The 24,810-nt window shown below is 48.2% G+C and carries 20 protein-coding genes and 1 pseudogene; 16 read left to right on the forward strand and 5 right to left on the reverse strand.

Annotation, left to right across the window (positions count from 1 at the left end):
• Positions 1-316 precede the first annotated feature (316 nt).
• The gene (locus I2I11_RS01650; protein ID WP_196265919.1) at positions 317-1,753 is read right to left on the reverse strand and encodes an ApeA N-terminal domain 1-containing protein; all 1,437 of its coding nucleotides are present in this window, start codon (positions 1,751-1,753) and stop codon (positions 317-319) included.
• Between the two features lie 213 nt (positions 1,754-1,966).
• On the opposite strand from I2I11_RS01650, the gene I2I11_RS01655 reads away from it, so the two are divergent.
• From I2I11_RS01655 to I2I11_RS01685, 7 genes are all read left to right on the forward strand, one after another.
• Positions 1,967-2,599: a DUF1684 domain-containing protein gene (locus I2I11_RS01655; RefSeq protein ID WP_196265920.1), complete on the forward strand. Its 633-nt coding sequence runs from the start codon at positions 1,967-1,969 to the stop codon at positions 2,597-2,599.
• Positions 2,600-2,794: 195 nt separating this feature from the next.
• A complete protein-coding gene (gene pheT, locus I2I11_RS01660; protein WP_196265921.1) occupies positions 2,795-5,206 on the forward strand; it encodes a phenylalanine--tRNA ligase subunit beta in 2,412 nt (803 codons plus the stop codon).
• Between the two features lie 4 nt (positions 5,207-5,210).
• Positions 5,211-5,507, forward strand: a complete 297-nt coding sequence (locus tag I2I11_RS01665; RefSeq protein WP_196265922.1) for a hypothetical protein — start codon at positions 5,211-5,213, stop codon at positions 5,505-5,507.
• Between the two features lie 74 nt (positions 5,508-5,581).
• Positions 5,582-5,869, forward strand: coding sequence for a cell division protein ZapA (locus I2I11_RS01670; RefSeq protein WP_196265923.1), 288 nt, complete (start codon positions 5,582-5,584; stop codon positions 5,867-5,869).
• A gap of 117 nt (positions 5,870-5,986) precedes the next feature.
• Positions 5,987-7,618 (forward strand): ribonuclease Y, encoded by a 1,632-nt coding sequence (gene rny / locus I2I11_RS01675; RefSeq protein WP_196265924.1) that lies wholly within the window; start codon positions 5,987-5,989, stop codon positions 7,616-7,618.
• Between the two features lie 305 nt (positions 7,619-7,923).
• Entirely contained in the window at positions 7,924-9,027 is a 1,104-nt protein-coding gene (gene proB / locus I2I11_RS01680) for a glutamate 5-kinase (RefSeq protein WP_196265925.1), read from the forward strand.
• Positions 9,014-10,264, forward strand: a complete 1,251-nt coding sequence (locus tag I2I11_RS01685; protein WP_196265926.1) for a glutamate-5-semialdehyde dehydrogenase — start codon at positions 9,014-9,016, stop codon at positions 10,262-10,264. Before proB ends, I2I11_RS01685 begins: the two co-directional genes overlap by 14 nt.
• A gap of 171 nt (positions 10,265-10,435) precedes the next feature.
• On the opposite strand, the gene I2I11_RS01690 is transcribed toward I2I11_RS01685, so the two are convergent.
• On the reverse strand, positions 10,436-10,909 hold the full coding sequence (locus I2I11_RS01690) for a Dps family protein (protein ID WP_196265927.1): 474 nt from the start codon (positions 10,907-10,909) through the stop codon (positions 10,436-10,438).
• Between the two features lie 200 nt (positions 10,910-11,109).
• Here I2I11_RS01690 and I2I11_RS01695 point away from each other — a divergent pair, with 200 nt between their 5' ends.
• Positions 11,110-12,054 (forward strand): hydrogen peroxide-inducible genes activator, encoded by a 945-nt coding sequence (locus I2I11_RS01695; RefSeq protein ID WP_196265928.1) that lies wholly within the window; start codon positions 11,110-11,112, stop codon positions 12,052-12,054.
• A 240-nt stretch (positions 12,055-12,294) separates the two neighbouring features.
• Here the strand turns inward: I2I11_RS01695 and sucD are convergent, their stop codons facing one another.
• Positions 12,295-13,185, reverse strand: coding sequence for a succinate--CoA ligase subunit alpha (gene sucD, locus I2I11_RS01700; RefSeq protein WP_196265929.1), 891 nt, complete (start codon positions 13,183-13,185; stop codon positions 12,295-12,297).
• A 533-nt stretch (positions 13,186-13,718) separates the two neighbouring features.
• Between sucD and I2I11_RS01705 the strand changes: the two are divergent.
• Together I2I11_RS01705 and I2I11_RS01710 are read left to right on the forward strand one after the other, a co-directional pair.
• A pseudogene (locus I2I11_RS01705) lies at positions 13,719-14,699 on the forward strand (PLP-dependent cysteine synthase family protein); the annotation flags it as partial.
• A gap of 407 nt (positions 14,700-15,106) precedes the next feature.
• A complete protein-coding gene (locus I2I11_RS01710; protein WP_196265931.1) occupies positions 15,107-15,544 on the forward strand; it encodes a response regulator in 438 nt (145 codons plus the stop codon).
• A 54-nt stretch (positions 15,545-15,598) separates the two neighbouring features.
• On the opposite strand, the gene ade is transcribed toward I2I11_RS01710, so the two are convergent.
• Positions 15,599-17,236: an adenine deaminase gene (ade, locus tag I2I11_RS01715; RefSeq protein ID WP_196265932.1), complete on the reverse strand. Its 1,638-nt coding sequence runs from the start codon at positions 17,234-17,236 to the stop codon at positions 15,599-15,601.
• A gap of 127 nt (positions 17,237-17,363) precedes the next feature.
• On the opposite strand from ade, the gene I2I11_RS01720 reads away from it, so the two are divergent.
• The 5 genes from I2I11_RS01720 (at position 17,364) to I2I11_RS01740 (ending at position 20,648) form a co-directional block, all read left to right on the forward strand.
• On the forward strand, positions 17,364-17,519 hold the full coding sequence (locus I2I11_RS01720; RefSeq protein ID WP_196265933.1) for a hypothetical protein: 156 nt from the start codon (positions 17,364-17,366) through the stop codon (positions 17,517-17,519).
• 21 nt (positions 17,520-17,540) lie between these two features.
• Positions 17,541-18,251, forward strand: coding sequence for a (d)CMP kinase (gene cmk / locus I2I11_RS01725; protein ID WP_196266447.1), 711 nt, complete (start codon positions 17,541-17,543; stop codon positions 18,249-18,251).
• A 3-nt stretch (positions 18,252-18,254) separates the two neighbouring features.
• Positions 18,255-19,154 carry a 4-hydroxy-3-methylbut-2-enyl diphosphate reductase gene (locus I2I11_RS01730; protein WP_196265934.1) on the forward strand — a complete coding sequence of 300 codons (900 nt, stop codon included), beginning with the start codon at positions 18,255-18,257 and terminating at the stop codon, positions 19,152-19,154.
• A 72-nt stretch (positions 19,155-19,226) separates the two neighbouring features.
• Entirely contained in the window at positions 19,227-19,769 is a 543-nt protein-coding gene (locus I2I11_RS01735; protein ID WP_196265935.1) for a DUF502 domain-containing protein, read from the forward strand.
• Positions 19,770-19,835: 66 nt separating this feature from the next.
• Positions 19,836-20,648 (forward strand): alpha/beta fold hydrolase, encoded by an 813-nt coding sequence (locus tag I2I11_RS01740; protein WP_196265936.1) that lies wholly within the window; start codon positions 19,836-19,838, stop codon positions 20,646-20,648.
• Positions 20,649-20,707: 59 nt separating this feature from the next.
• On the opposite strand, the gene I2I11_RS01745 is transcribed toward I2I11_RS01740, so the two are convergent.
• The gene (locus tag I2I11_RS01745) at positions 20,708-20,920 is read right to left on the reverse strand and encodes a hypothetical protein (RefSeq protein ID WP_196265937.1); all 213 of its coding nucleotides are present in this window, start codon (positions 20,918-20,920) and stop codon (positions 20,708-20,710) included.
• 604 nt (positions 20,921-21,524) lie between these two features.
• On the opposite strand from I2I11_RS01745, the gene I2I11_RS01750 reads away from it, so the two are divergent.
• Positions 21,525-24,746, forward strand: coding sequence for a SusC/RagA family TonB-linked outer membrane protein (locus I2I11_RS01750; RefSeq protein WP_196265938.1), 3,222 nt, complete (start codon positions 21,525-21,527; stop codon positions 24,744-24,746).
• Positions 24,747-24,810 lie beyond the last annotated feature (64 nt).

The raw sequence follows: 24,810 nt of genomic DNA on the forward strand, positions 1-24,810 counted from the left end.
ATACTTCTTGAGTTTATCCTTTGAAAGAATAAACATCCCACAGTGTTTCTTTGAATTGACACATACAGGATTTTCAATACTTATTATGTCAACCACATAAAATGATTTATAATTTTCTTCTCCTTTATAGTTGATGTCATACTGCTGTTGGTTGCATGAGGTCAATGAAAGAATAGCAAACAGAAGAATCCATATGTTTCCCATTTTACGATTCCTCTCGATTTCATATATTACAATTTATGGCTAACGGTTCGTATAGGCAATGGGTGAAGCATAAGCTGAACATAATGCTTGTGTCTTGTTATAGGCAGGCTTTTTATTTTTTCTCTTCTCTCCAGTTAGTTAGGTGATTAAAAAGAATCCATTTAAGTTTATCTAAAGATAGAGCTAGCTTATCTTTGGGAAGACCAATTTCTTCTAAAAATGAGCAAACAAGTAAAATTTTTAACCTTTCTGAAAGATAAAATAACTCAGTACCTTTTAAAGCTTTTTTCTTACCATCATTAGAGTAGTGAGTGTAATAATTCCTAGAATTCTTAACATTAAGAACGAATTGCTCCTTAGCTCCTAAAATTTGATCTAGTATTTCATTAGAGTATTTCTCGGTAAGTTCTGTTAATCTAGCGTGAAGATTTAGATTATTGCCAAAGTTGAATTGGTCTTTTAGCCAACCATGATATTGGATAGGAGAAACTTTTAATATTTCTTCTTTCATGCTTTTATACTCAGGCTTTGGAATTCTTGTATGATTATGAATTCTTGCATGAAAAGTTTCCGCTGACTGAGCTAAATTTAAGAAGGTGTTCTCAGTAAAGCGATTGCCATTATAAAATTGCTCAAAAACTAAATTAAAAGCAGGTTCAAGTAATTCATATTTAGCAAACCAATTTTTTATGATTACTGGAAAATTTTCTTTAATTCTTTTATAGCTAAATATCATTTCAAAGTCTAGTTTCAACTTTTCATGCTCTTTGAAATTTGATATTGCGAAGTAAAGCTTTATGTCTTTTTTATATGTTTTCCCGTCTCCATAATCATTTTTATGCTTTTCTCCACTTAAAGTAATAGATATTGGAAACGTACTGCGGTATAATGCTAGGATAAGAAAATTCTGGAAACTGAGTATATATTTTAATAAGTCGCCAATAGATTTTTCAGTCTTAGTCTCAGCTTGAAACTGAACCCTTTGCGTTATGTTGACAGTTTTTTGGTAACGTGAAATCCCTGGATGGTTTGCTGTAAAATTGAACCTCCCGTTGGTTTCTTTGTCAATTTGAAACTTGATTGGTTCTGGTAGCTTATATTCTACATTAATTTTATAACGATTATTGTCACTGAAATCTGTTGGATGGTTTACGAAACCACTAATACCTATCCATTCATCAAGGTTAAATATCTCACTTGATATTTTGTTGAATATTAAATCATCTGGTGAGTTAACATGTAAGCCGATAAGAATATATCCTATTGAATATGAAACAGAAGGTTTACCTGACTCACCGCCTTTTACAAGAGTAGTACCACCTGATTTGGTCATGTAACAATCAGATAAGGTTATTTGCTTGCTGTCAGAAGATAAACCTAATATTACATCTTGGTCTTTAAAACCTGGGAAAAAACCTTCACCATATAAGCTACCATATAGTTCTAAATCTGCCCCTTCTGTTGGATGAAATTTTAATGTTCCATGAACTCTGTAGGTAGGACTTGATGGTAGGAACCACTCTCCTTTGATAGTAAAATCTTTTATCATGCTTTTTCCTTTTAAGCTTGCCTATAACTACCAACTAGCAGGAACTACTCCTGCTATACTCCTAAATCAGCTGGCTAAGAGGAATAGCCTTACACATATTGCAATATATAAATTAAAATGAATGCTTATACAGCTTAAACCGGCTGTAGCTTAATTTCTGTCTCTCTCCCAAAAATTTCCGAACTTTGCACAAACCTACGGCCTCAAAACCTCATGCAACGACCGCTTAAGCTAATTATATTTGCCGGCATCGCGCTGGTGCTTTTTTATTTTTTGAAGGATACCATCTTCAACGACGACAACTACATCAAACCGCTGCTGCAGGAGCGCGAGAACAAAGAGCTTTCGTTCCGGAGCCGCGAGAATTCTCCGTTTACGGAGGAAGGCCGCCTGGCTTTTAAGAAGCTAAATTACTACGAACCTAAGCTCGATTACCGCATCAGGGCGGAGGTAAAAGAACTGCCGCAGCAGGATACCGTGCAGATGAAGATGAACAACGGTACCGCCGAGTCATACCTGCGCTATGCAGAGGCCACTTTTGAACTGGAGGGGCAGCCGCAGCGCCTGATTCTGTTTAAGCGCCTGAGCGGCGAGAAGCAGGACGAACTGTTTGTGCCCTTTACCGACAAAACCAACGGCTTCGAGACTTATGGGGGCGGCCGCTACATGGATGTGCCTTATGAGGAGGGAGACGAAACGGTTATGCTGGATTTTAACCGCGCCTACAGCCCTTACTGCAACTATAACCCCGATTACGTGTGCCCGGTGCCGCCGCCCGATAATCGCCTGACCGTGGCTGTGCCGGCAGGGGAGAAAACATATGAGGAGGCGCAGAAGGCCGGGTAAGGAACTTTGGAAAAGGATTAGCAGGAAAAGGTCTTTAGGACAAAAGACAAAGGAATCAACTCACCTGCTCTCCCATATGTTCATAATTCGGAACTCGTAATCCGTAATTCGTAATTCCTATAACGGAATTATGTTTAATTTTGAAGACTTAGGCCGCTGTAGCGAAGCCATACTCTAAAAACAGATAAGAACAACATGCTGATTTCATTTGACTGGCTGAAACAACTCATAAACATAGATAAATCCGCAGAGGAGACAGGCGCATTGCTCACCGATGCAGGACTGGAAGTAGAGGGTATCCATACTTTTGAGGCGGTGCCCGGTGGCCTGGAGGGCATTGTATTGGGCGAGGTGCTAACCTGCCAACAACATCCCGACGCGGATCGCCTGCGCATCACCACTGTAGATATCGGCACAGACACGCCCAGCCAGATTGTGTGCGGTGCGCCCAACGTAGCGGCCGGGCAGCGCGTGGTAGTGGCTACTGTTAACAGCACCCTGTATCCTACAGGCGGCGAGCCTTTCAAAATCAAGAAGTCCAAGATCCGGGGAGCGGTGTCCGAAGGTATGATTTGTGCCGAGGACGAGATTGGCCTAGGTGCCTCGCATGCCGGCATTATGGTGCTGGACACAGATTTACCCAACGGAACGCCTGCCGCCCAGTTTTTTGGTTTAGGTTCTGATAAGGTTTTTGAAATTGGCCTGACGCCGAACCGCGCCGATGCGGCCTCGCACTTCGGCGTAGCCCGCGACCTGCAGGCGCTCACCGATGCCAAAGCGGTGCTGCCCTCTGTAGAGGAATTTGAAGTGAATAATACCTCCAGAAGTATAAGTGTGGAGGTGGAAAATACTGCTGCCTGTCCGCGCTATGCGGGCGTAACGGTAACGGGTATAAAAGTGGGGCCGTCGCCGGAATGGATGCAGCGGCGCCTGCGCGCCATCGGCCTCTCACCCATAAACAACGTGGTGGATGTGACCAATTACGTGCTGCACGAACTGGGCCAGCCGCTCCACGCCTTTGATGCAGACAAGATAAAAGGCGATAAGATTATAGTAAAGACAGTAGCCGAAGGTACTACTTTCAAAACACTGGATGGTGTGGAACGCAAACTGCAGGCAACCGATCTGATGATTTGCAACGCGGAGGAGCCAATGGCCATCGGCGGCGTGTTCGGCGGAGTAGAATCCGGTGTGTCAAACGAAACCACGAGCATCTTTATCGAAAGCGCCTATTTCTCGCCGGACTGGGTGCGCCGCACAGGTATGGCGCATGGCCTGAAAACCGATGCTTCTTTCCGCTTCGAGCGTGGTACCGATCCGAACATGGTGCTGACAGCCCTGAAGCGTGCGGCGCTGCTGGTGCAGGAAGTTGCCGGGGGCGAGGTGTCATCCGACATTATAGACGTATACCCGGACCCTGTTCAGAACCACGAAGTGGAACTAAGTATAGCGCGTGCCCACAAGTTGATTGGACAATACATCGGCGTGGAGCGCATCAAAACTATACTGACGGATTTGGGCATTCAGGTTACAGGCGAAAGCGATACGCATTTGTCTTTGTCGGTGCCGCCATTTAAGGTGGACGTAACGCGCGAGGCAGACGTGATAGAGGAGATCCTGCGCATCTATGGCTTCAATAACATTGCCGTGGGTGAGCACATGTCGTCTACGTTTCTGGCCAACTTCCCGCGCCCGAATCCGGAAGACATCACCGATACCATCATGGATTACATTGCCGACAACGGCTTTCATGAGATCATCACCAACTCTATTACCAATTCCGGTTATTATACTTCGGCAGGAGAAGCGGACGGGTTGGTACAGGTCGTGAACTACAACTCCGAGGATTTGGATGTGCTGCGCAAAAGTATGGTGTTCTCGGGATTGGAGGTGCTGCGCCGCAACATCAACCGCCGCCAGCGCGACCTGAAGCTGTTTGAACTAGGTAAAGTATACACGCAGCAGGAAGGCGCCTATGAAGAGAGCCGCAGGCTGGTGTTATACATGGCCGGCAACGTAGCCGCCGAAAGCTGGAAACAACCGGGTATGAAAGCTGCTTTCCATGATTTGGCCGGCGTGGTGCAGAACGTACTGCGCAAACTAAACGCAGCTGATTTTGAGGTGCAGCCACTGGAGCCGAACAGCTACCTGAAGCAGGGGATTGCCTATACCAAGAATGGCACCGTGCTTGCCGAACTTGGTCCGCTGGATGCTGCGGTGGCGCGCCGGATGGAGGTGAAGGAGCAGGTATGGTACGCCGAACTGAACTGGGATTACCTGCTGAAGAAGTATAAAGACAAGCTGGTGGCCGAAGAGCTGCCGAAATTCCCGGAGGTGCGCCGCGATTTGTCGCTGGTGCTGGATAAAAACATTACCTTCGACCAGGTTAAACAAATTGCTTTCCGTACCGAGCGCAAGCTGCTGCAGGGCGTAAACGTGTTTGATGTGTACGAGGGCGACAAGATTGATGCAGGTAAGAAAGCCTACGCGCTCAGCTTCACGTTGCTGGACAAACAGCAAACCCTGACCGATAAGGTGATCGACAGTACTATGAACCGCCTGATGCAGCAATTCGAAAAACAATTGGGAGCTTTTATACGCAAATAATGTTATGCCACAGGAAAAGCAACTACAACAACTCCAGCATATTGAAGATAAGCTGCGCCGGGTTTTAAACCGCTATGCCGATGTGCAACAGCGCCTTGCCCGGGCCCAGCAGGAGATACAGACCCTGGAAGAACAGGTCGCGGAAAAGGAGCAGCAAATAAAAAATTTTCAAAATCAGGAGAATATTGTTAAAATTGTAGACGCGATGGCAGGAAACCCTGCAAATTCGACAGAGTTAAAGCTCAAACTAAACGAATACATAAGAGAAATTGATAAGTGTATTGCTTACCTGCAGGACTAAAGCTGAAGTATGAGCGGCCGCGAGGGCCGGGAAACAGCAGAAGCCGGATGAACCTGACATAACCTACGCAACGGATGAGTGAATTAGCTATCAAGATTCGCATTGCGGAACGCGAGTATCCGATGCGGGTGAAGGAAGAGGAGGAAGAAAGGCTGCGGGTGGTTGGGAAACTGCTGAACGAGCGCCTGCGCTTCTTTAAAGACCAGTTTGGGATACAGGAAAAACAGGATTTGCTCGCCATGGTGGCCTTCGAGACTATGGTAGACAAGCTGAAGCTGGAGGATGAAAGGAATGATCATCAAACCAGTATAGACCAAAAGCTCAACCTACTCGACGAACTCTTATCGTCGGCCAGTAAATAAGCATTGGCGGCCTGCTGCGGCCATTCCATAGCTTATACTTCGTTTAGGCACATAAGCCACACTTTGTTATTTGCAGGCACTACCAGGCGTTTTTATAAACCATAAAAGCTACTAGTTATGCCCGATATTATTTACATTTTACTAACGGCCATTGTGGCGCTCGGAGTGGGCGTATACATTGGACGTATGCTGCTGCAGAAAGTATACAAGCAGCAGGAGGAAGTTGCCCGCCAGACTGCTAAAACGATTATTCGTGAGGCAGAGCTCAATGCCGAGAGCATCAAGAAAGATCGCATCCTGGAAGCCAAGGAGAAATACCTGAAGCTGAAATCTGAGTTTGAAGAAGAATCAAACAAGAAAAAGAACATCATCATCCAGAATGAGAACAAGGTAAAACAGCGTGAGCAGCTGGTAAACAAGCAGATGGAACAGGCGAAACGCCTCGAAGCCGAGCTTGCCAAAGAGAAAGAGCAGTTAACCACACAGCTCGACAAAGAAAGGGAGCAGCTGAACGCACAACTGGAAAAAGAAAAGGAGCACCTGCAGGCACAGGCCGAAAGTTACCGGAAGCGCAAAGAAGAAGTAGAACAGCAGCACCAGGAAATTGTAGGGCAATTGGAGCGCATTGCCGGCCTTACGGCTTCCGAAGCCCGTGAGCAACTGGTAGAAGCCCTGAAAAGCGAGGCCCAGACGCAAGCCTCTTCACACATCAAGGACATTGTGGCGCAGGCCAGGCTCACCGCTACCAAAGAAGCCAAGAAAATCGTTATCGAAACCATTCAGCGCACCGCTGCTGAGCACGCCATCGAAAACTGCGTGTCCGTTTTTAACATCGAGAGCGACGATATCAAAGGAAAAATTATTGGACGCGAAGGCCGCAACATTCGTGCGCTGGAAGCTGCTACCGGTGTGGAAATTATTGTGGATGATACGCCTGAGGCCATCATTATCTCCGGTTTCGACCCTGTTCGCCGCGAAATTGCCCGCTTGTCGCTGCACCGTCTTGTAGCTGACGGCCGTATTCACCCGGCCCGCATCGAGGAAGTAGTGGCCAAAACCCGCAAGAACATTGATGAGGAGATTGTAGAGATAGGGGAGCGTACGGCTATTGATTTAGGTATACATGGCTTGCACCCGGAGCTGATTAAAATGGTGGGCCGCATGCGTTTTCGCTCGTCTTACGGTCAGAACCTGTTGCAACACTCCCGTGAGGTGGCTAACCTTTGTGCTACCATGGCGGCCGAACTTGGCCTGAACGTGAAGCACGCCAAACGTGCCGGCCTGCTGCACGACATCGGCAAAGTGACCCCGGACGAGCCGGAGCTGCCGCACGCCATTATTGGTATGGAGCTGGCCAAGAAGTATAAAGAACATCCGGATGTAGTAAACGCGATTGGTGCTCACCACGATGAGGTGGAAATGACTGCCATGGTTTCGCCGCTGGTGCAGGCCTGCGATGCCATTTCCGGCTCCAGACCGGGCGCTCGCCGCGAAATAATGGAATCATACATCAAGCGTCTGAAAGAGCTGGAAGAAACCGCTATTTCGTTTGAAGGTGTGAACCAGTGCTACGCTATCCAGGCCGGCCGCGAGCTGCGTGTGATGGTAGATGCCGACAACGTAACAGATGAAAAAGCGGCCGAAATCTCGTACGATATCTCCCAGAAAATAGAGAAAGAGATGCAGTATCCGGGACAAATCAAGATTACGGTTATCCGCGAGATGCGCGCCATCAGCTACGCCAAATAAGTATAGCTGATTTAATAAATTAAGGGGAAGCCGCCTGCCACTTTTGTGGCAGGCGGCTTTGTTATATAATTGTACTTGCCTGCTGTACCTGTTTCATTACAATTGCTTCTCTAGCTGGTGCGAGCTTGCAGCTCGTACCTACTCTTTCGTGAATTTAAAGGTACGAGCTGCAAGCTCGCACCAGCATAGGCATCAGCACGATTAGTAAGGCACCAGCCAAGCAAAGAGCACAATTACTGCTTTGTTTGCTTCTCTTTTATAAAGTTTAGCTTTAAATTGGTTTTTAATTAACAAAGCAGCAGTGGATGGCCTTACTTTATAAGAGAATCATCATTAAAATAGGGTCTAACGTGCTCACCCTGGACAATGGCATGCCCGACTTGGCAAGAATGAGCCACCTGGTAGAGCAGATAGCCGAAATAAAGCGGCAGGGTAAGGAGGTGATTCTGGTGTCTTCGGGGGCAGTGGCTTCGGGGAGAAGTATGGTAAAAGTATCAGAAAAGTTTGATGCGGTGGCCAGCCGGCAGCTGCTGGCTTCGGTGGGGCAGGTGAAGCTGATAAACACCTATTCGGAACAGTTTGGCCGGTTTGGGCTGGTCTGTGCCCAGGTGCTGGTTACCAAAGAAGATTTCCGTGACCGGCTGCACTACCTGAACATGAAGAACTGCTTCCAAATCCTTTTGCAGCACGACATCATCCCGGTTATCAACGAAAATGACGTGATTTCGATAACGGAGCTCATGTTTACCGATAACGACGAACTCGCCGGACTGGTAGCCTCGATGCTCAATGCCGATGCCCTGATTATACTTTCTAACGTGGATGGCATTTACAACGGAAACCCAAAAGACGCCGGCTCAGAAGTAATCCGTGAGATAGACCACACGGCCACAGGCCTGTCCTCTTTTATTACCACGCAGCGGTCGCAGTTTGGCCGCGGTGGCATGCTTACCAAGAGCCACATGGCCCGGAAGGTGGCGCAACTGGGTATTGCCGTGCACATCGCCAACGGCAAAACCGACAACATACTTACCCGGCTGCTGCAGGAGGAGGTGGTGAACACTCGTTTTTTGCCCCATAAGGCTGCATCGGGCAGGAAAAAGTGGCTGGCCCACAACGAGAATAACGCCAAGGGAGTCGTCCGGATAAACCAGGGAGCCCGGGAAGCGCTCGTTTCCTCCAGGGCTACCAGCCTGCTTCCTGTAGGTGTTACAGGCATTAGCGGGGAATTCCTGAAAGGAGATGTAGTGAAGCTGCTGGATGAAAATGGCGGACTGCTGGGCCTGGGCATAGCGGAGTACGGCTCAGACAAAGCGCTGGAACGCATCGGGCAGAAAAACCAGAAACCGCTGGTGCATTATGATTACCTGTTTTTATACCCTGAACCATCTGATAATGGAGCTAAATAACATATTTGAGCGCACGCGCAAAGCCAGCAGAAGCCTGAGCATGCTGCCATCCAAAACAGTCGACGCTGTTTTGCGGGAGGTGGCTGCCGCAGCGGTGGCGCATACGGCTTTTCTGCTTTCCGAAAATGAGAAAGACCTGGACAGGATGCACCCTGACGATCCGAAATACGACCGGCTGAAGCTGACAAAGGCGCGCATAGAAGGGATTGCAGCAGATATCAGCAACGTGGCCGGCCTGATGTCTCCGCTAAACGAGGTGTTGCTGGAGCGGGAGCTTCCGAACGGGCTGCACCTCTCTAAGGTGCGCGTGCCGCTGGGCGTGGTTGGGGTAATTTACGAGGCCAGGCCCAATGTAACGTTTGATGTGTTTTCGCTGTGCCTGAAAACCGGAAATGCCTGTTTGCTGAAAGGGGGAAGCGATGCGGCTTTTTCGAATGAGGCCATCGTGTACGTAATCCACCAGGTGCTGGAAAAGCATGGCATCAGCAAAGACATTGTTGCGTTGCTCCCCCCTGACAGGGCTGCCACCGAAGCGCTGCTGGGCGCCGTTGGCTATGTAGATGTACTGATACCGCGCGGAAGCCAGCAGTTAATTGACTTTGTACGGCAGCATGCCAAAGTACCCGTTATCGAAACCGGCGCCGGCATTGTGCATACTTATTTCGATGAAACCGCTGACCTGGCAAAAGGAAAGGAGATTATACATAATGCCAAAACGCGGCGCGTAAGTGTGTGCAACGCCCTGGACTGCCTGCTTGTGCACCGAAGCCGCCTGCATGATCTGGCAGAACTGACCGCTCCGCTGGCTGCGGCCGGTGTCATCATTTTTGCAGACGAGCCTTCTTTTACGGTATTACAGCAAAGTTATCCGGCGGACTTGCTGAAACCTGCTTCGGAAGAAGATTTCGGGACAGAGTTCTTATCACTAAAAATGGCGCTGAAAACCGTAGACAACCTGGTGGAAGCACTCGATCATATTGCCAATTATAGTTCCGGGCACAGCGAAGCTATCATATCCGAAAGCGATGCACACATCAATCGCTTTTTACAAAGTGTGGATGCCGCAGCTGTGTATGCCAACGCCTCTACGGCTTTTACCGATGGCGCGCAGTTTGGACTGGGGGCGGAGATAGGCATCAGCACACAAAAACTCCACGCCCGTGGCCCAATGGGATTAGAGGAACTCACCAGCTATAAATGGCTCATAAAAGGGAACGGACAAATCAGGCCCGCATAGTTTCCGGAAAAACACATGCTAATTGCGCGGGTACATCCGGGGCAGAAAAAAGCAAGTATGGCAGACGGGCTATAAGTATAAAAGCGCACCCTCAGGTATGAGAGCGCGCTTTTATACTTTGGTTCCTTGTTATGATACTGTGTTTTGTACCGGCAAGTGCAGCAGGGTAAACTAGCTCAGGAAGGCATTGAGCATCCAGAGTGTTTTTTCGTTTTCGTTGATGTCCTCACTCAAAAGGTCCACTGTTCCCTCATCGCCTTTTTCGGCAGCAAGGCCCAGTAGCTCGCGCTCCAGGTTAATGAGTGTGGTAAGATTGTCGTGGGTGGCAGTTACAGTTTCTTTGTCGCCGCTGATGTTGGCCGCTTCTTTAATACTGGATACGCGCACATAATCAGAAAACGTGTGCAGCGGCTTCTGGCCAATCGTTAAAATGCGCTCTGCAATCTCATCTATTTTAGTCAGCGCGTTGTTGTACAACTCCTCATACTTGGCATGCAACTGAAAGAAATGCACACCTTTGATGTTCCAATGAAAGCCGCGCAGGTTCTGATAGTATAAATGATAATTGGCCAGCAGCTCATTCAGCTTTTCCGCGATTTCCTGACTGTCTTTTTTCTCTAATCCTATTTGCGTTAGTTTTCCCATGTCTTATTTGTAAATGTTTTTGTTTTTATAGCTACATAACAAAGTCACCGGCTTATGGTTTTATAAGCCAAATTGATTATATTTATAAGCTGATAAATTTAATTGATGATGCATCCTGGCAGAACAGTGCAGACATGCCTGAGTTAAAGACAATTTAAAGTCGATCGTCTAAAACCTACTATCTAAAACTTCTTTCATCCATGACTTTAGTACAGCTGGAATATTTACTTGCCGTGGATACTTACCGCCACTTTGCTACGGCGGCAGAACACTGCTTTGTAACGCAGCCAACGCTTAGTATGCAATTGCAAAAGCTGGAAGAGGAACTGGGCACGCAACTGCTCGACAGGAGCCGCGTGCCGGTGCGACCCACCGAAACCGGCAAAGAAATAATTGCGCAGGCCCGTATTGTGGTGACTGAAGCCAAAAAAATACACGAGATAGTGCAGGAGCAGAAAAAGGAACTGGCCGGAGAACTACGCATTGGTGTTATACCCACACTGGCCCCATACCTGATACCCTTGTTTATCACCAGCTTTATGGAAAAATATCCGCAGGTACGGGTGGTAGTGCAGGAATTGCTGACAGAACAGATTACAGAAAGATTAATCCACGATCAGCTGGATGCCGGCCTGCTGGTAACACCCCTTGAACATAAGTGCATCAAAGAGATTCCGCTGTTTTACGAAGCTTTTTATACTTACATCAACCCAAAACACCCGCTGGCCAGGTATAAAACCATCAGCCCGGCGCAACTGGACATGGACGAATTGTGGCTGCTGGACGAAGGTCACTGTTTCAGGAGCCAGGTGCTGCATATTTGCAATCAAAATGTAAAAAACACGGTGGCGCAGGGCAGCAGTCTCGACTATAAGAGCGGCTCACTGGAAACACTCAGGCGCATTGTGGAAACCCAGCACGGCCTCACACTGCTGCCGGAATTGCTGGTGCTGGAAATGCCCGAAGACAAGCGCCGGCTGGTGCACCCGTTTGAGGAACCCCAGCCGCTCCGCGAAGTAAGCCTGGCAGTGCACAGGAGTTTCCTGAAAAAGAAGCTGGTAGAAGCCCTGCAGCAGGAAATTATCGCCGCTGTACCCGAAAGTATAAAGCAACGCAGAAAGGAGCAAGTAATGGCCATACATTAGCCGAATCTGTTATTTTGGTCGTCTTATAGAAACTGCAGGCCAAATGCTGTATTCCTAAAATAAGATAAAAACCAGTACAGCTGTCTCAGGTTAGTGAAACTACTTATTATCAATAAAAAACAGGAAGGCTGCCCTGCAAGGGCAGCCTTCCTGTTTTATGGTCTTACTTCAGGTATAAACCTCAAGTATAAAGTACCAGGGAAAGTCTAAGGTCTAAAACCTAGCTACTAACGTCTATACTTACGCGTTAATGCCGGCTTCCTGCAGCGCTTTTACCATAGCATCACCAATTTCAGCTGGTGATTCTACTACATGGATGCCGCTCTCGCGCATAATTTTCATTTTAGCGGCTGCGGTGTCGTCAGCGCCACCCACAATAGCGCCTGCATGGCCCATGCGGCGGCCTGCCGGAGCTGTCTGGCCGGCAATGAAGCCAACTACCGGCTTCTGGTTACCTGTTTCACGGATGTATTTGGAAGCCACCGCCTCATAGTTGCCGCCAATTTCCCCGATCATCACAATGGCATCTGTTTCAGGGTCGTTCATCAGCATTTCTACGGCTTCTTTGGTTGGCGTGCCGATAATCGGGTCACCGCCGATGCCAATGGCTGTAGATATTCCTAAACCTGCTTTCACAATCTGGTCGGCGGCCTCGTAGGTAAGCGTTCCGGATTTAGATACAATGCCGATACGGCCGGATTTGAACACGAAGCCCGGCATAATGCCCACTTTCGCCTCGCCTGGCGTAATTACGCCGGGGCAGTTAGGGCCAATCAGGGTTACGTTTCTGTCTTTGATGTAGTGTTTGGCGGCCACCATGTCTTTTACAGGTATACCTTCCGTGATGCACACAATCACTTTAATGCCCGCCTGGGCAGCTTCCATGATAGCATCGGCAGCAAAGGCTGGCGGCACAAAAATGATTGACACATCAGCGCCCGTCTTAGTCACAGCTTCCTCTACGGTATTAAAAACAGGCAAATCCAGGTGGTAAGTGCCGCCTTTGCCCGGCGTTACGCCGCCCACTACGTCAGTACCATACTCGATCATCTGGTGTGCATGGAAAGAACCTTCCGAGCCTGTAAAGCCCTGCACTATCACTTTCGAATCTTTATTTACCAAAACACTCATGTGTATCTTTTTTAGTTTGTGAAATGACGCTATACCTGTTAAGGTAGTGCAAAAATAGGCTTTTTTGCGGCGCTTGCAAAAATTGTTATCCCTAATAAAGCCCTGAGCCGGAACTTGACTGTTTAGCTGTCAGCTAATTGTTGCCGGCATAAACAGGTATACCTGGCTTACGTACGAGGCAGCAAGCAAAACAGATATATGATCTTGACCTGGTTATAGTTATGCTTTTGTACCGGGAAAGGAAAAACAGAGTATAAACCTTATCAATTAACCTAAGTTGCGGTTCGTTTAGGCAACGCGAAGTTTAAAGGTGTTTTACCCATCCTGCCCCTCCGGGGAGGGGAATTCTGTAATAATAAGCTCAATTTCCTCTGGTTAAGGACCTCTTTCTGATAAATTGCAATATGGGCCAGTTGCGTCATTTCTTTAGAGAAAGCTATAGCTTAATAACTTAAGGCTATTCCGGTTAGCCGGCAACGAATAGCGGTAACCAAATTTTCGTACCTTTGCATCTGAATTCAAAAACAAAACAGATGAAGTATCTGAACCATATTACGGAGGCTGTTGGAAACACGCCCCTGGTAAAGCTGAATAGCGTAACGAAAGGTATAAAAGCTACTGTGCTCGCCAAAGTGGAATACCTGAATCCGGGAAACTCTGTGAAAGACCGCATGGCCGTTAAAATGATTGAGGATGCCGAAAAGGCCGGGATCCTGAAGCCGGGCGGCACCATCATCGAGGGTACATCAGGCAATACCGGCATGGGACTGGCGCTGATAGCTATTGCCAAAGGCTATAAGTGCATTTTTACGATGTCGGATAAGCAGAGCAAAGAGAAAATAGATATACTGAAAGCGGTTGGTGCCGAGGTAATAGTTTGCCCTACCAATGTGCCGCCGGAGCATCCGGATTCATACTACTCGGTGGCCCGCCGCCTGAACCAGGAAATCCCGAACTCGTTTTACCCGAACCAGTACGATAACCTGTCGAACACCGTAGCCCATTACGAAACCACAGGGCCCGAACTATGGGAGCAAACCGAGGGCAAAATCACGCACTTCGTAACAGGCGTGGGCACAGGCGGTACTGTTTCCGGCACGTCGCAGTTCCTGAAAGAGCAGAACCCCGCCATCGTAACGGTGGGTATCGATACGTATGGTTCGGTTTTCAAGAAGTATAAAGAAACCGGTATTTTTGATGAAAAGGAGATATATCCTTATGCTACCGAAGGTATAGGCGAGGATATCCTTCCCAAAAACGTAAACTTCGACCTGATTGACAGTTTTATAAAAGTATCTGATAAGGACGGCGCTGTGATGACAAGGCGGCTGGCCAAAGAAGAAGGCCTGTTTGTGGGCTGGTCGGGTGGCACGGCGGTATTTGGTGCGCTGGAGTATGCCCGCGGAAACAACCTGACAGCAGATGATATGCTGGTGGTGTTGCTCCCAGATCACGGCTCACGTTATCTGGCCAAAATATACAACGACGACTGGATGCGTGCCCAGGGCTATATCGGCTAAAAATATGCTTGATTTGATAAAGTGACAACTTGTTTATCGGTTTCCTGTTATAGAGCAAATACGGGAGATAAGCTGTCTGCTTGCTGAACAAATTAAGGCAACAGCATAAAGTAGAGAAGCCCGCATCTGCTACAGAGACGGGCTTCTCTACTTTATAGATCAGCCGGCCACAGATTAGGGATAAGCGCCTGATAGCCAGATTTGTGTAATAGAGGAAAGCTGCTTTGCCATGGAATACTTTAAACCTTGCGTGGTAAGTATGAATTGACTTAAACAGCCCGTTAAGGTATGAGCTACTTACGATTGTAATTAAAGATAATTTAATATTTTTGTATGTGGCGTATCAGCAGGGCAGCAGGTAAAGGCAGCGGATTTCTGAATATTTTTGCTTAAAGTATAGAATGAAAAAACTTAGCGGCATATTACTTATTGACGACGACGACACCACCAATTTTCTGAACCAGCGCCTGCTGGACAGGATGGAGGTGACAGACAACATCCGGACGTTTGTGAATGGCAAGCAGGCTTTTGATTACCTGTACAACGTAAGCAACAACAACTATGAGGAAGAAAGTAGGAGTTATTTCCAGCCGGAACTGATTTTCCTGGACATCAACATGCCGGTGATGGATGGCTTTGAAATGCTGAACCTGTACGAGCGCCTGGACCCGGAATTCCGGAAGGGCATTGTGATGGCGGTGCTCACCACCTCCACGCACCCCCAGGACACCGCCAATTCAGAGAAGTATAATGCCGAATACCTGACCAAACCCCTAACCGTTGAGAAAGTAAGTGCGCTGCTGGCAAAACACTTCTCAGAGGAGCAGAACAAAGTATAAACCTGCTTTTATACTTCGTATACATTTGCTAATCTATACCTGAATCATACTTAGCTATCGCCCGCCAATCGGTACAAATTCAAAACTATCGCCGTTAAACAAACCCTTGTCGCTGAGTTTGAGTGAGGGAATAACGAGCAGCGCCATAAACGAAAGCGTCATAAACGGCGAGGTCAGCGTGCTGCCCATCTCTTTGCTCATGCGGTCGATGGCTGCATAAGCTTCCGCCACTTTATACCCGTCTGCTGCCGACATAATGCCCGCTACCGGCAGCGGCAGCAGCTGCTCCCTGTCTCCGTCTACAGCTGCTACGCCTCCTTTGACACTGATAATCAGGTTTACGGCACGCGCTATACTTGCATCATCTACGCCTACAGCAATAATGTTATGCGAATCGTGGCCTACCGAAGAGGCAATGGCGCCGCGTTGTAAGCCAAAGTTTTTGATGAAAGCCACAGCCGGAATCGTATTTTCGTAACGGTTCACCACAGCAATTTTCAGTACATCCTGCGCCACATCAGGCACAATAAAACCATTATCCACTTTCGGCGTGGCCCAGCTTTCCTTGGTTATCAGTTGCCCGTCAAAAGCTTCTATCACCCGTATCTTTCGCGCGTCGCCGACCGGCACTTCAAACTGTGCAGCTACTTTAATATCCGTATCAAAATTGTTGATTTCCTCGCTTGGCGTAAACGGGATGTTGGATTTGCCGTGTTCCGCCACCAATTGCCCGTTGATGTAAGTGGCTTCCACATTAAAATCATCGAGGTTATCAACAAGTATAAAATCAGCCGGATCGCCTTCGCGCAGCAGCCCTACATCCAGTTTATAGTGCTCTACCGGGTTTATACTTGCGGCGCGCAGCACGTGGAACAAATCATTGCCTTTGGCCAGCGCCCGTTTCACCAGCAGGTTGATATGGCCTTCCACCAGGTTGTCAGGGTGTTTGTCGTCGGAGCAGAACATAATGTTTTGGTAATGTTCCGGCAGGAGCGGAATCAGCGCATCAAAGTTTTTGGCAGCACTTCCTTCGCGTATTAAAATCTTCATGCCGGCGGCCAGTTTATCCAGCGCTTCCTCGGCGGTAAAACATTCATGGTCGGTGGTGATGCCGGCGGAGGCGTATAACTTTGCATCTTCGCCCATCAGGCCGGGTGCGTGCCCGTCCACGGCTTTATTATACTTCCGCGCTAGCGCAATTTTCTCCATCACCACGGGGTCGCGGTTCAGCACGCCGGGCCAGTTCATCATCTCCGCCAGGTATTTTATCTCCTCGCGCCGGAATAATTTTTCGATGTCGGCAGCCGTTATTTCAGCACCGGCGGTTTCAAAAGGTGTGGCGGGCACACACGACGGCGCCCCGAAATAAAACTTAAATGGCACTTTCTTTCCGTTCTCCACCATGTACTCCACGCCCTTTATACCCAGCACATTGCCAATCTCATGGGGGTCCGATACGGTGGCTACAGTGCCGTGCGGCACTGCCAGGCGGGCAAACTCGCTGGGCACCAGCATCGAGCTTTCTACGTGCACGTGTGCATCAACAAAACCCGGTAAAATATACTTTTGGCTATCAACGGCTTCCCGAACTATTTTAGAAATACGGCCGTTTGACACATGAACGGTTCCTTCATAAATCTGCTCCTGGTGCAGGTTTATAATGCGTCCGCTAACGGAAAAGTCTGTTGGCATGGTGATGCGTTTAGTTAAAAGTTTAAAGTTAAGCGTTAAAAGCTGAGCGTTAGGAGTACATCTTAACTCTTCAGGCAAATGTAACTCTTAACGCAAATGGTCTTATATTTGCCTAAATTTATTTGTTTTGAGAAAGATAATTTCATACTTGGTTTTGGCAGGCATCCTGGCTACAGGCACGCTGGAAAGCTGTACCATGAAAACGCCGCAGCAGAAAAAGACTGCTCATCTCAAACGGAAAAGCAAAAACGGCAACCTGCCCTGCCCCTGCGACTCTAACTAATTTTATTATACTTTTTTGATGATAAAGAAAATAGTAATCGCTTTAGACGGCCATTCTTCCTGCGGCAAAAGCACCACTGCCAAAAAGGTGGCAGCAGCCCTTGGTTACGCCTATATTGATACGGGCGCCATGTACCGGGCGGTTACGTTATACATGCTCCGGCATCATGTGGCACTTACCAATCCCAAAGAAGTATGTGATGCGCTGGACAACATCGACATTTCCTTTCATTACAACCCCAAAACCAAACGCAACGAAACTTACCTGAACGGCCTGAACGTGGAGGACGAAATACGCAAGATGTATATTTCTAACCAGGTGAGTGAAGTGAGCGTAGTACCGGAAGTGCGCCACGCCATGGTAGCCCAGCAACAAAAGATGGGCCGCAAACGTGGTGTAGTAATGGACGGGCGCGACATTGGTACAGCGGTTTTTCCGGATGCGGAAGTGAAAGTTTTTATGACCGCTGACGTGGACACCCGCGCACGCCGCCGCCAGCAGGAACTATTGGAAAAAAACCAGCTCGTAAACCTGGATGAAATCAGGGAAAACCTGCAGAAACGCGACCATATCGATTCGACGCGGAAAGAAAGCCCCTTGCGCCGTGCCGAGGACGCAGCTTTGCTCGATACCTCGCACATGACCATAGATGAGCAGGTAGACTTTGTAATAGATAAAGTTACCTCCAAACTGCTGGAGGAGGCACATGCTGTTAAAAAAGTAGAAGCGTAAAAAATGGACATCACGATAGATAAAAATTCCGGCTATTGCTTTGGCGTAGAGTTCGCCATACAAATGGCGGAGGATGAAATGGAACACAGCGAGGAACTGTATTGCCTCGGCGACATTGTGCACAACGGCATGGAGGTGAAACGCCTCTACGAAAAAGGCCTCCGCATCATCGACCGCGACCAGCTGAAAGAGCTGCACGACTGCAAGGTGCTTATCCGGGCACACGGCGAGCCGCCGGAAACCTACAAAACAGCGCTCGAAAATAACCTCGAACTGATTGACGCCTCCTGCCCCGTAGTGCTGAAATTGCAGAATCGCGTAAAGCACGCCTTCGACAGCAACCGGAAAGACAACGGACAAATTGTGATTTACGGCCAGGTAGGGCACGCCGAAGTGATCGGTCTGGCCGGCCAGACCCGCGACGAAGCCATCATCGTCACCACAGAAGCCGACCTGGACAAAATTGATTTCAAACGCCCGGTAACGCTGTTCAGCCAGACCACCAAGAGCACCAAAGGCTTTTACCACATCAAAGAACTGATAGACGCGCGCATCCGCGAGGCCAGCCACAACAGCACTTTGCCCGAATTTAATGCCAACGACAGTATCTGCCGCCAGGTATCTAACCGTGAGCCGCAGCTGGCCAGATTCGCGACAGAGCATGATGCAATTATATTTGTGAGCGGTAAAAAAAGCTCCAACGGGAAAGCCCTGTACAGCGTATGCAAGCAGCACAACCCCAACAGCTACTTTATCGAAAGTGAAGTGGAGTTGGAGCAGGCATGGTTTGCCCAGACGGAAAGCGTAGGTATCTGTGGCGCCACTTCCACGCCCATGTGGCTGATGGAGCAGGTAGCCCGCAGCGTGGCAGCTTTTGACACAGTGGGCTTTGGAAAAGTATAGGATTTATACTATAAACCCTTTTTGCTACATTTGGGCTTTGTTTCGGCAAAGCCTTTTTTGTGATGAAAACTGATGAAACGATTTTTCCGCTATTTCCTTAACGGGCTTCTGATTATGGCCCCCATTATCCTGACTGTCTGGATAGTGGTGGGGGTTATCGACTGGCTTGACTCGCTGCTTGACCTGGGCATACCGGGACTGGGTATCCTGCTGCTGGTGCTGCTGCTGACGGCCGTGGGCTTTATCAGCTCGTCCTTTCTGGTGAAGCCCTTTATTGCGATAACGGAGCGCATGCTGATCCGGGTACCGATTGTGAGCATCATTTACTCCAGTATAAAAGATCTGTTCGATGCCTTTGTGGGCGATAACCAGAAATTCAACAAGCCGGTGCTGGTAAAAATGGCTGAAGATTCCGACAATTGCAAGCTGGGATTTGTAACGCAGGAGGCGCTCACAGGCATAAATATAGCGGATAAAGTGGCCGTATACTTTCCACACTCCTATAATTTTTCCGGCGAGCTTTTCATTATACCTGCGCGCAACGTAACCTATATTGATTTGCCAAGCAGCGAAGTAATGAAGTTCATTGTATCAGGCGGCGTTTCTAACCTGTAAGGGTGGTTTTCGTTGCTCGTTTATCGTGTTTCATTCGCAGCTCATAACTCGTAATTCCCTATACCCTTGCCCTACCTTATCCAGGATAAATCGAAGCTGCACTACCGCGTAATTGGCCGCGGAAGCCGCGTGATGCTGGCTTTCCATGGGTATGGGCAGAGCAGCGCTTATTACCTGGCCATGGAACGGGCGCTGGGCCATGATTATACCATCTACGCCTTCGACCTGTTTTTCCATGGCAACAGCTACCTGCACAAGTCCAACATGCCGCTGCAAAAAGATTTTCTGGAGAAGTTTATCCGCCATTTCCTGGACAAGTATAACATTGATAAGTTTTCGCTGATGGCCTTTAGCATGGGCGGCAAGTTTGCCCTCACGCTGGCTGAGCGTATGCCGGAGCAGATCGAAGCGCTTTTTCTGATTGCGCCGGATGGTATTAAAACCAGCTTCTGGTACAACATTGCCACTTATCCGGGCTGGCTGCAGCAGTTATTTAAGCACACCGTACTGAAACCGGCACCTTTCTTTAAGCTGATGCATGTGCTAAGCAAGTATAACCTGGTAGACAAGGGCCTGGCGCGCTTTGCCCATTACCAGATGGACAGCACGCCCAAGCGCCTGCGCATCTACCGCAGCTGGATTGGCTTCCGGGAACTAAGCTTTGATATACGGCATGTGGTGGTGCAATTGAACAAGTATAAAGTGCCCGTAACAATGTTCCTGGGCGAATTTGATCAGGTAATCTCCCCAAAACGTGTAAGCGTATTTGTGAGATCGCTGGACCGGGGAGAATTGGTTATACTTAAAGCAGGCCACACCCACCTGCTACAAAACGTAGCCGATTTGCTGCACCGCAAACGGATAGGAAGACAGCCATAGAGCCTGTTCCGGACAGAACCTCTAAGCCATGCAAGCGCCCGCTTGTGGTTTATAATAAGCTAAATAGCAGCCAATCTATAAATCAGGGATAAGTATAAAAACAGTACATCAGCCGCTGAATAAAAACAGCAGGTTAAAATTGCACCATCTGCTAGCCGTTTAAGTATAAGCAGCGCTTGTCCAAGCCCTGAATTACCGCTCTTTTGCCGCCAATCTTTGTCACCTGATGTGGCGTTGCGGGCACAGTAATTTGTTGTTAAATTTTCAATCAAGCTTTATACATACCCATATAGGATCGTGTTAAGCCGGAAAACAAAGTTTTAACATGGTTTGATTATAATCTGTTATTTTGAATATTTAATAATTTGATTACATGTTATATGCTGCTTTACTAAATATTGTACTCTATTGGTAATAATTTATTAATACGTATTAGTTTGTTTTCGGAATAATATTTATTATTGGCTGTTGGATTATTATAGAACCAGAAAGAAACGCGGGGAGCCATATACAAGGGAGTAAATAAAATTTACCCCTGTTCTCAAAGAATATCGATAAAGAAAACAAAATTATACACCCGGCACCAGGTGCTGCGGAAATAGATAAGAACTCATAAAGAGAGCGCGGCTGCTATACTTATTTGGTTCTTTATATTTACTTCTAACTGTTCTCTTCTGTAGCATACAGAAGCAATTTCAATTCTAAAATTTTATTCGGGGCAACTGTCAAAAGCAACATGCGATGGATAGATCGCCTGCAAATTTTAAGCTTCTGCAAAGAGGAGCCCGGTTATCTATTGCCTGTTGTAGATGATTTTTGGAAACAGGATTTTCATAAACTTTTAATAATCAATTGTTTAATTTAATTATCTGACAAATGAAGAAACTGTTACTATTAAGTTTTATTCTGGTGTTTACCTTGCTGCAGCAGGCTGTTGCACAGAATAGAACCGTGTCTGGTACGGTAACGGACCAGGCTACCGGACAGGGATTGCCCGGCGTATCCGTTATCGTGAAAGGAACAACGGTGGGAGTGGCCACATCGGCTGATGGAGCCTATTCGATTAATGTGCCGGCCAATGGTACTGCGTTGGAGTTCAGGTATATAGGTTACCAGACCGTTGAGCGCGCCATTGAAAATGCCAGTACTATTAACGTAGCCATGGCTGTGGATGATAAGCAGCTGGAAGAAGTGGTAGTGGTAGGCTATGGCACTAAGACTGTGAGAGAAAACACAGGCGCTATAAGTAGTGTTAGCGGCGAGAAAATCAGCAACGAGCCTTTACCTACTTTTACGCAGGCGCTGGCCGGGAAAACAGCCGGTGTGCAGATTAACATGAACGGAGGCACAATCGGAGATCCTACTTCTGTGCAAATCCGTGGTGTAAACTCCATCACCTCCTCGTCGCAGCCGCTGGTGGTAATCGACGGCGTGGCGCAGATTCCGAGCGACAACATGAATGGCCTGCGAAGTGGTGGCGGTACCAGGTTTGATCCGCTGGCCATGCTCAATCCGAATGATATTGCGTCTATCGAAGTGTTAAAAGATGCAGCTTCAGCTGTAATCTATGGCTCTCGTGCCTCCAACGGGGTTATACTTGTTACAACCAAACGGGGCAAGAAAGGAACCGTGCAGGTAATGCTGGATTCTAAAGTAGGCTGGAGTGAAGCATCCCAGTTGCCGCCTGTACTGATGGCTGATGATTACATGCTGATTCAGAATGAAAAAGCGGCAAACAGGTTCGGAATCGGAGCGCCTAATGCCGTGATTGCGGTACCCAGCGACATTGACGCCGACGGCAAGCCTGATAACACGGACTGGATGGGCCTTTTGTACCAAACCGGGTTTATGCACGACAATACCATTTCCTTTTCGGGTGGGGCAGAGGCTCTTTCTGTATATGGTTCTGCCCGCTTCTTAAGCCAGGAAGGTATCGTAAAGCCTAACAAAATAGAAATGGGCCAGGGTCGCCTGAACCTGGACTTTACGCCCAAAAAGTGGTTTAAAAGCGGCCTAAGCCTGTCATATACCAGATCCAAAAATACGGGTGTTCTGACCGACAACTATGTGCAGGGTGTGAATATCTCAGGCTGGGAGGCGCCGCCAAACGTTTCGCCTTACAACCCTGAAGGTCCCGGCGGCTATAACCTGACGGAAGGTACCGGCGGCGGCTACCTGGGCCTCGGCAACAACATCGCAGCTATCGGCGGAAGTAATATCATGTCCCGTTCCGGTTTCTTTAACATGGCGGCCATGGGCGACCTGACCAGGAATGACAATACAGCGGAAGATATACGTGCTAACATCTATGGCGAAATTACGCCTCTAGCCGGCTTAACTTATACTTCTAAGTTCGGCATTCAGTACATCCGGAACCTGGAAGACCAGTATACGCCTAACATTATCGGCTTCTGGGGTGTGCCCTATAACGGCCTCCTAACTTACCTGAATTCAGATTTTTCGCAGTGGGTATGGCAGAACTACGCCACCTATACCAAAGATTTTGGCAACGACCACAGCTTTACGGCTGTAGTTGGTGCAGAATACCAGTACAACAAAACACAATGGTACCAGGCAGGCGCCGTAAATTTTGCCGATCCGTTTTATGATGCCATCGTGAACGGGGCCTTCACCAATATCCAGCCAGGCCAGACCATCACGTACGACCAGACCCACGGCGGCCTGAACAGTTCGGGCCTGATGTCTTATTTCGGAAGAGCCAGTTATTCTTACCGGGACAGGTACATGGTAGAAGCGGCTGTAAGAACTGATGCCTATTCTGCTTTCGGAGAGAACAACCAATGGGGCTATTTCCCCAGCATTTCTGTAGGCTGGGAAGTAACCCAGGAAGATTTCCTGAACGACATCAACTGGCTGACTTACTTAAAACTGCGCGGCAGCTACGGCGAGGTAGGTAACTCCAGGATCAGGAACCCCTATGCCTCACAAACACTGTATGGCGGCTCCGCCTACGGCATATTGAGCGGATTCAACATCACCCAGGTAGGCAATCCGGATTTGAGATGGGAAACAGCTAAAAAGACCGACATCGGATTTGACGCCACAACAAGTATAGGCGGCAAAGAGGTGAGCTTTATAGTTGACTATTTCAGCAACAACATCGACAACATGATCCTGAGCGCGCCGGTTTTGGCAACCGTGGGCGTGCCAAACAGCGCCGTGTACACCAACATCGGCTCTATGCGTAACCGCGGATTTGAGTTCTCGTTCAACACAGTTCCTGTGCAAACCAAGAATTTCTCATGGGCTACTTCTTTCAACTATACCCATATCAACAATGAGGTGCTGTCGCTTGTGCCAAGCAATGGCAACGCCGACATCCAGCAGGGAAGCAGCGTAGCCAGCGTCGGAAAACCTTTGGGAACATTCAAACTGATACAATGGGCAGGTGTAAACCCGGACAATGGCAACCCAAGGTGGTTTGCAGCGGATGGCACTATCAAGGAGTATCATTTCGGCGCAACCGGCGCGGCGGCCTGGACTGATCCGGAAGGGAATGCTGTTTCGCCTATTTCTCCTTCCAGCGATGCTGTTTACTCAGACAGGGGCGGCCTGCCTACCTGGATGGGCGGATGGAACAACACCTTTACTTTTAAAGATTTTGATTTAGGCATTGATATTATTTATTCCGGCGGCAACTACATCTATAACCAGACCACGGCCAGTATGCTGAGCAACGCGGTGCAGAATAACTTTTCGGTTATACTGGATCGCTGGACAACGCCCGGCCAGGTAACAGATGTTCCGAGAGTATACCTGCAGGACAATCAGGCCAATACCGCATCAACAAGATTTCTGGAGAAGGCTGATTTTGCAAGAGTAAGAACCATAACCCTGGGCTATACTTTAAACAAAAGCCTGACAGACAAAATCGGTATTTCGCGCGCACGGGTGTATGTGCAGGCATTTAACCCCTTCCTGGTTACCGGTTACAGCGGCCTGGATCCGGATGTGAATACTGCTGCCAGAGCCAACACCAGTAACAGCAATTCTGCCAACAACATTCAGCTTGGTATCGATTCCAGGGCCACACCTCAGCCAAAAACTTATACCATTGGCCTGAATGTGTCCTTCTAAAAACAGCTTGTTAAGAAGAGAGATAAATTAAAACGACGTCCTGCTATTTAGCAGTGTCCTGAAT

This window comes from Pontibacter rufus (assembly GCF_015694705.1).
GTDB lineage: Bacteria > Bacteroidota > Bacteroidia > Cytophagales > Hymenobacteraceae > Pontibacter > Pontibacter rufus.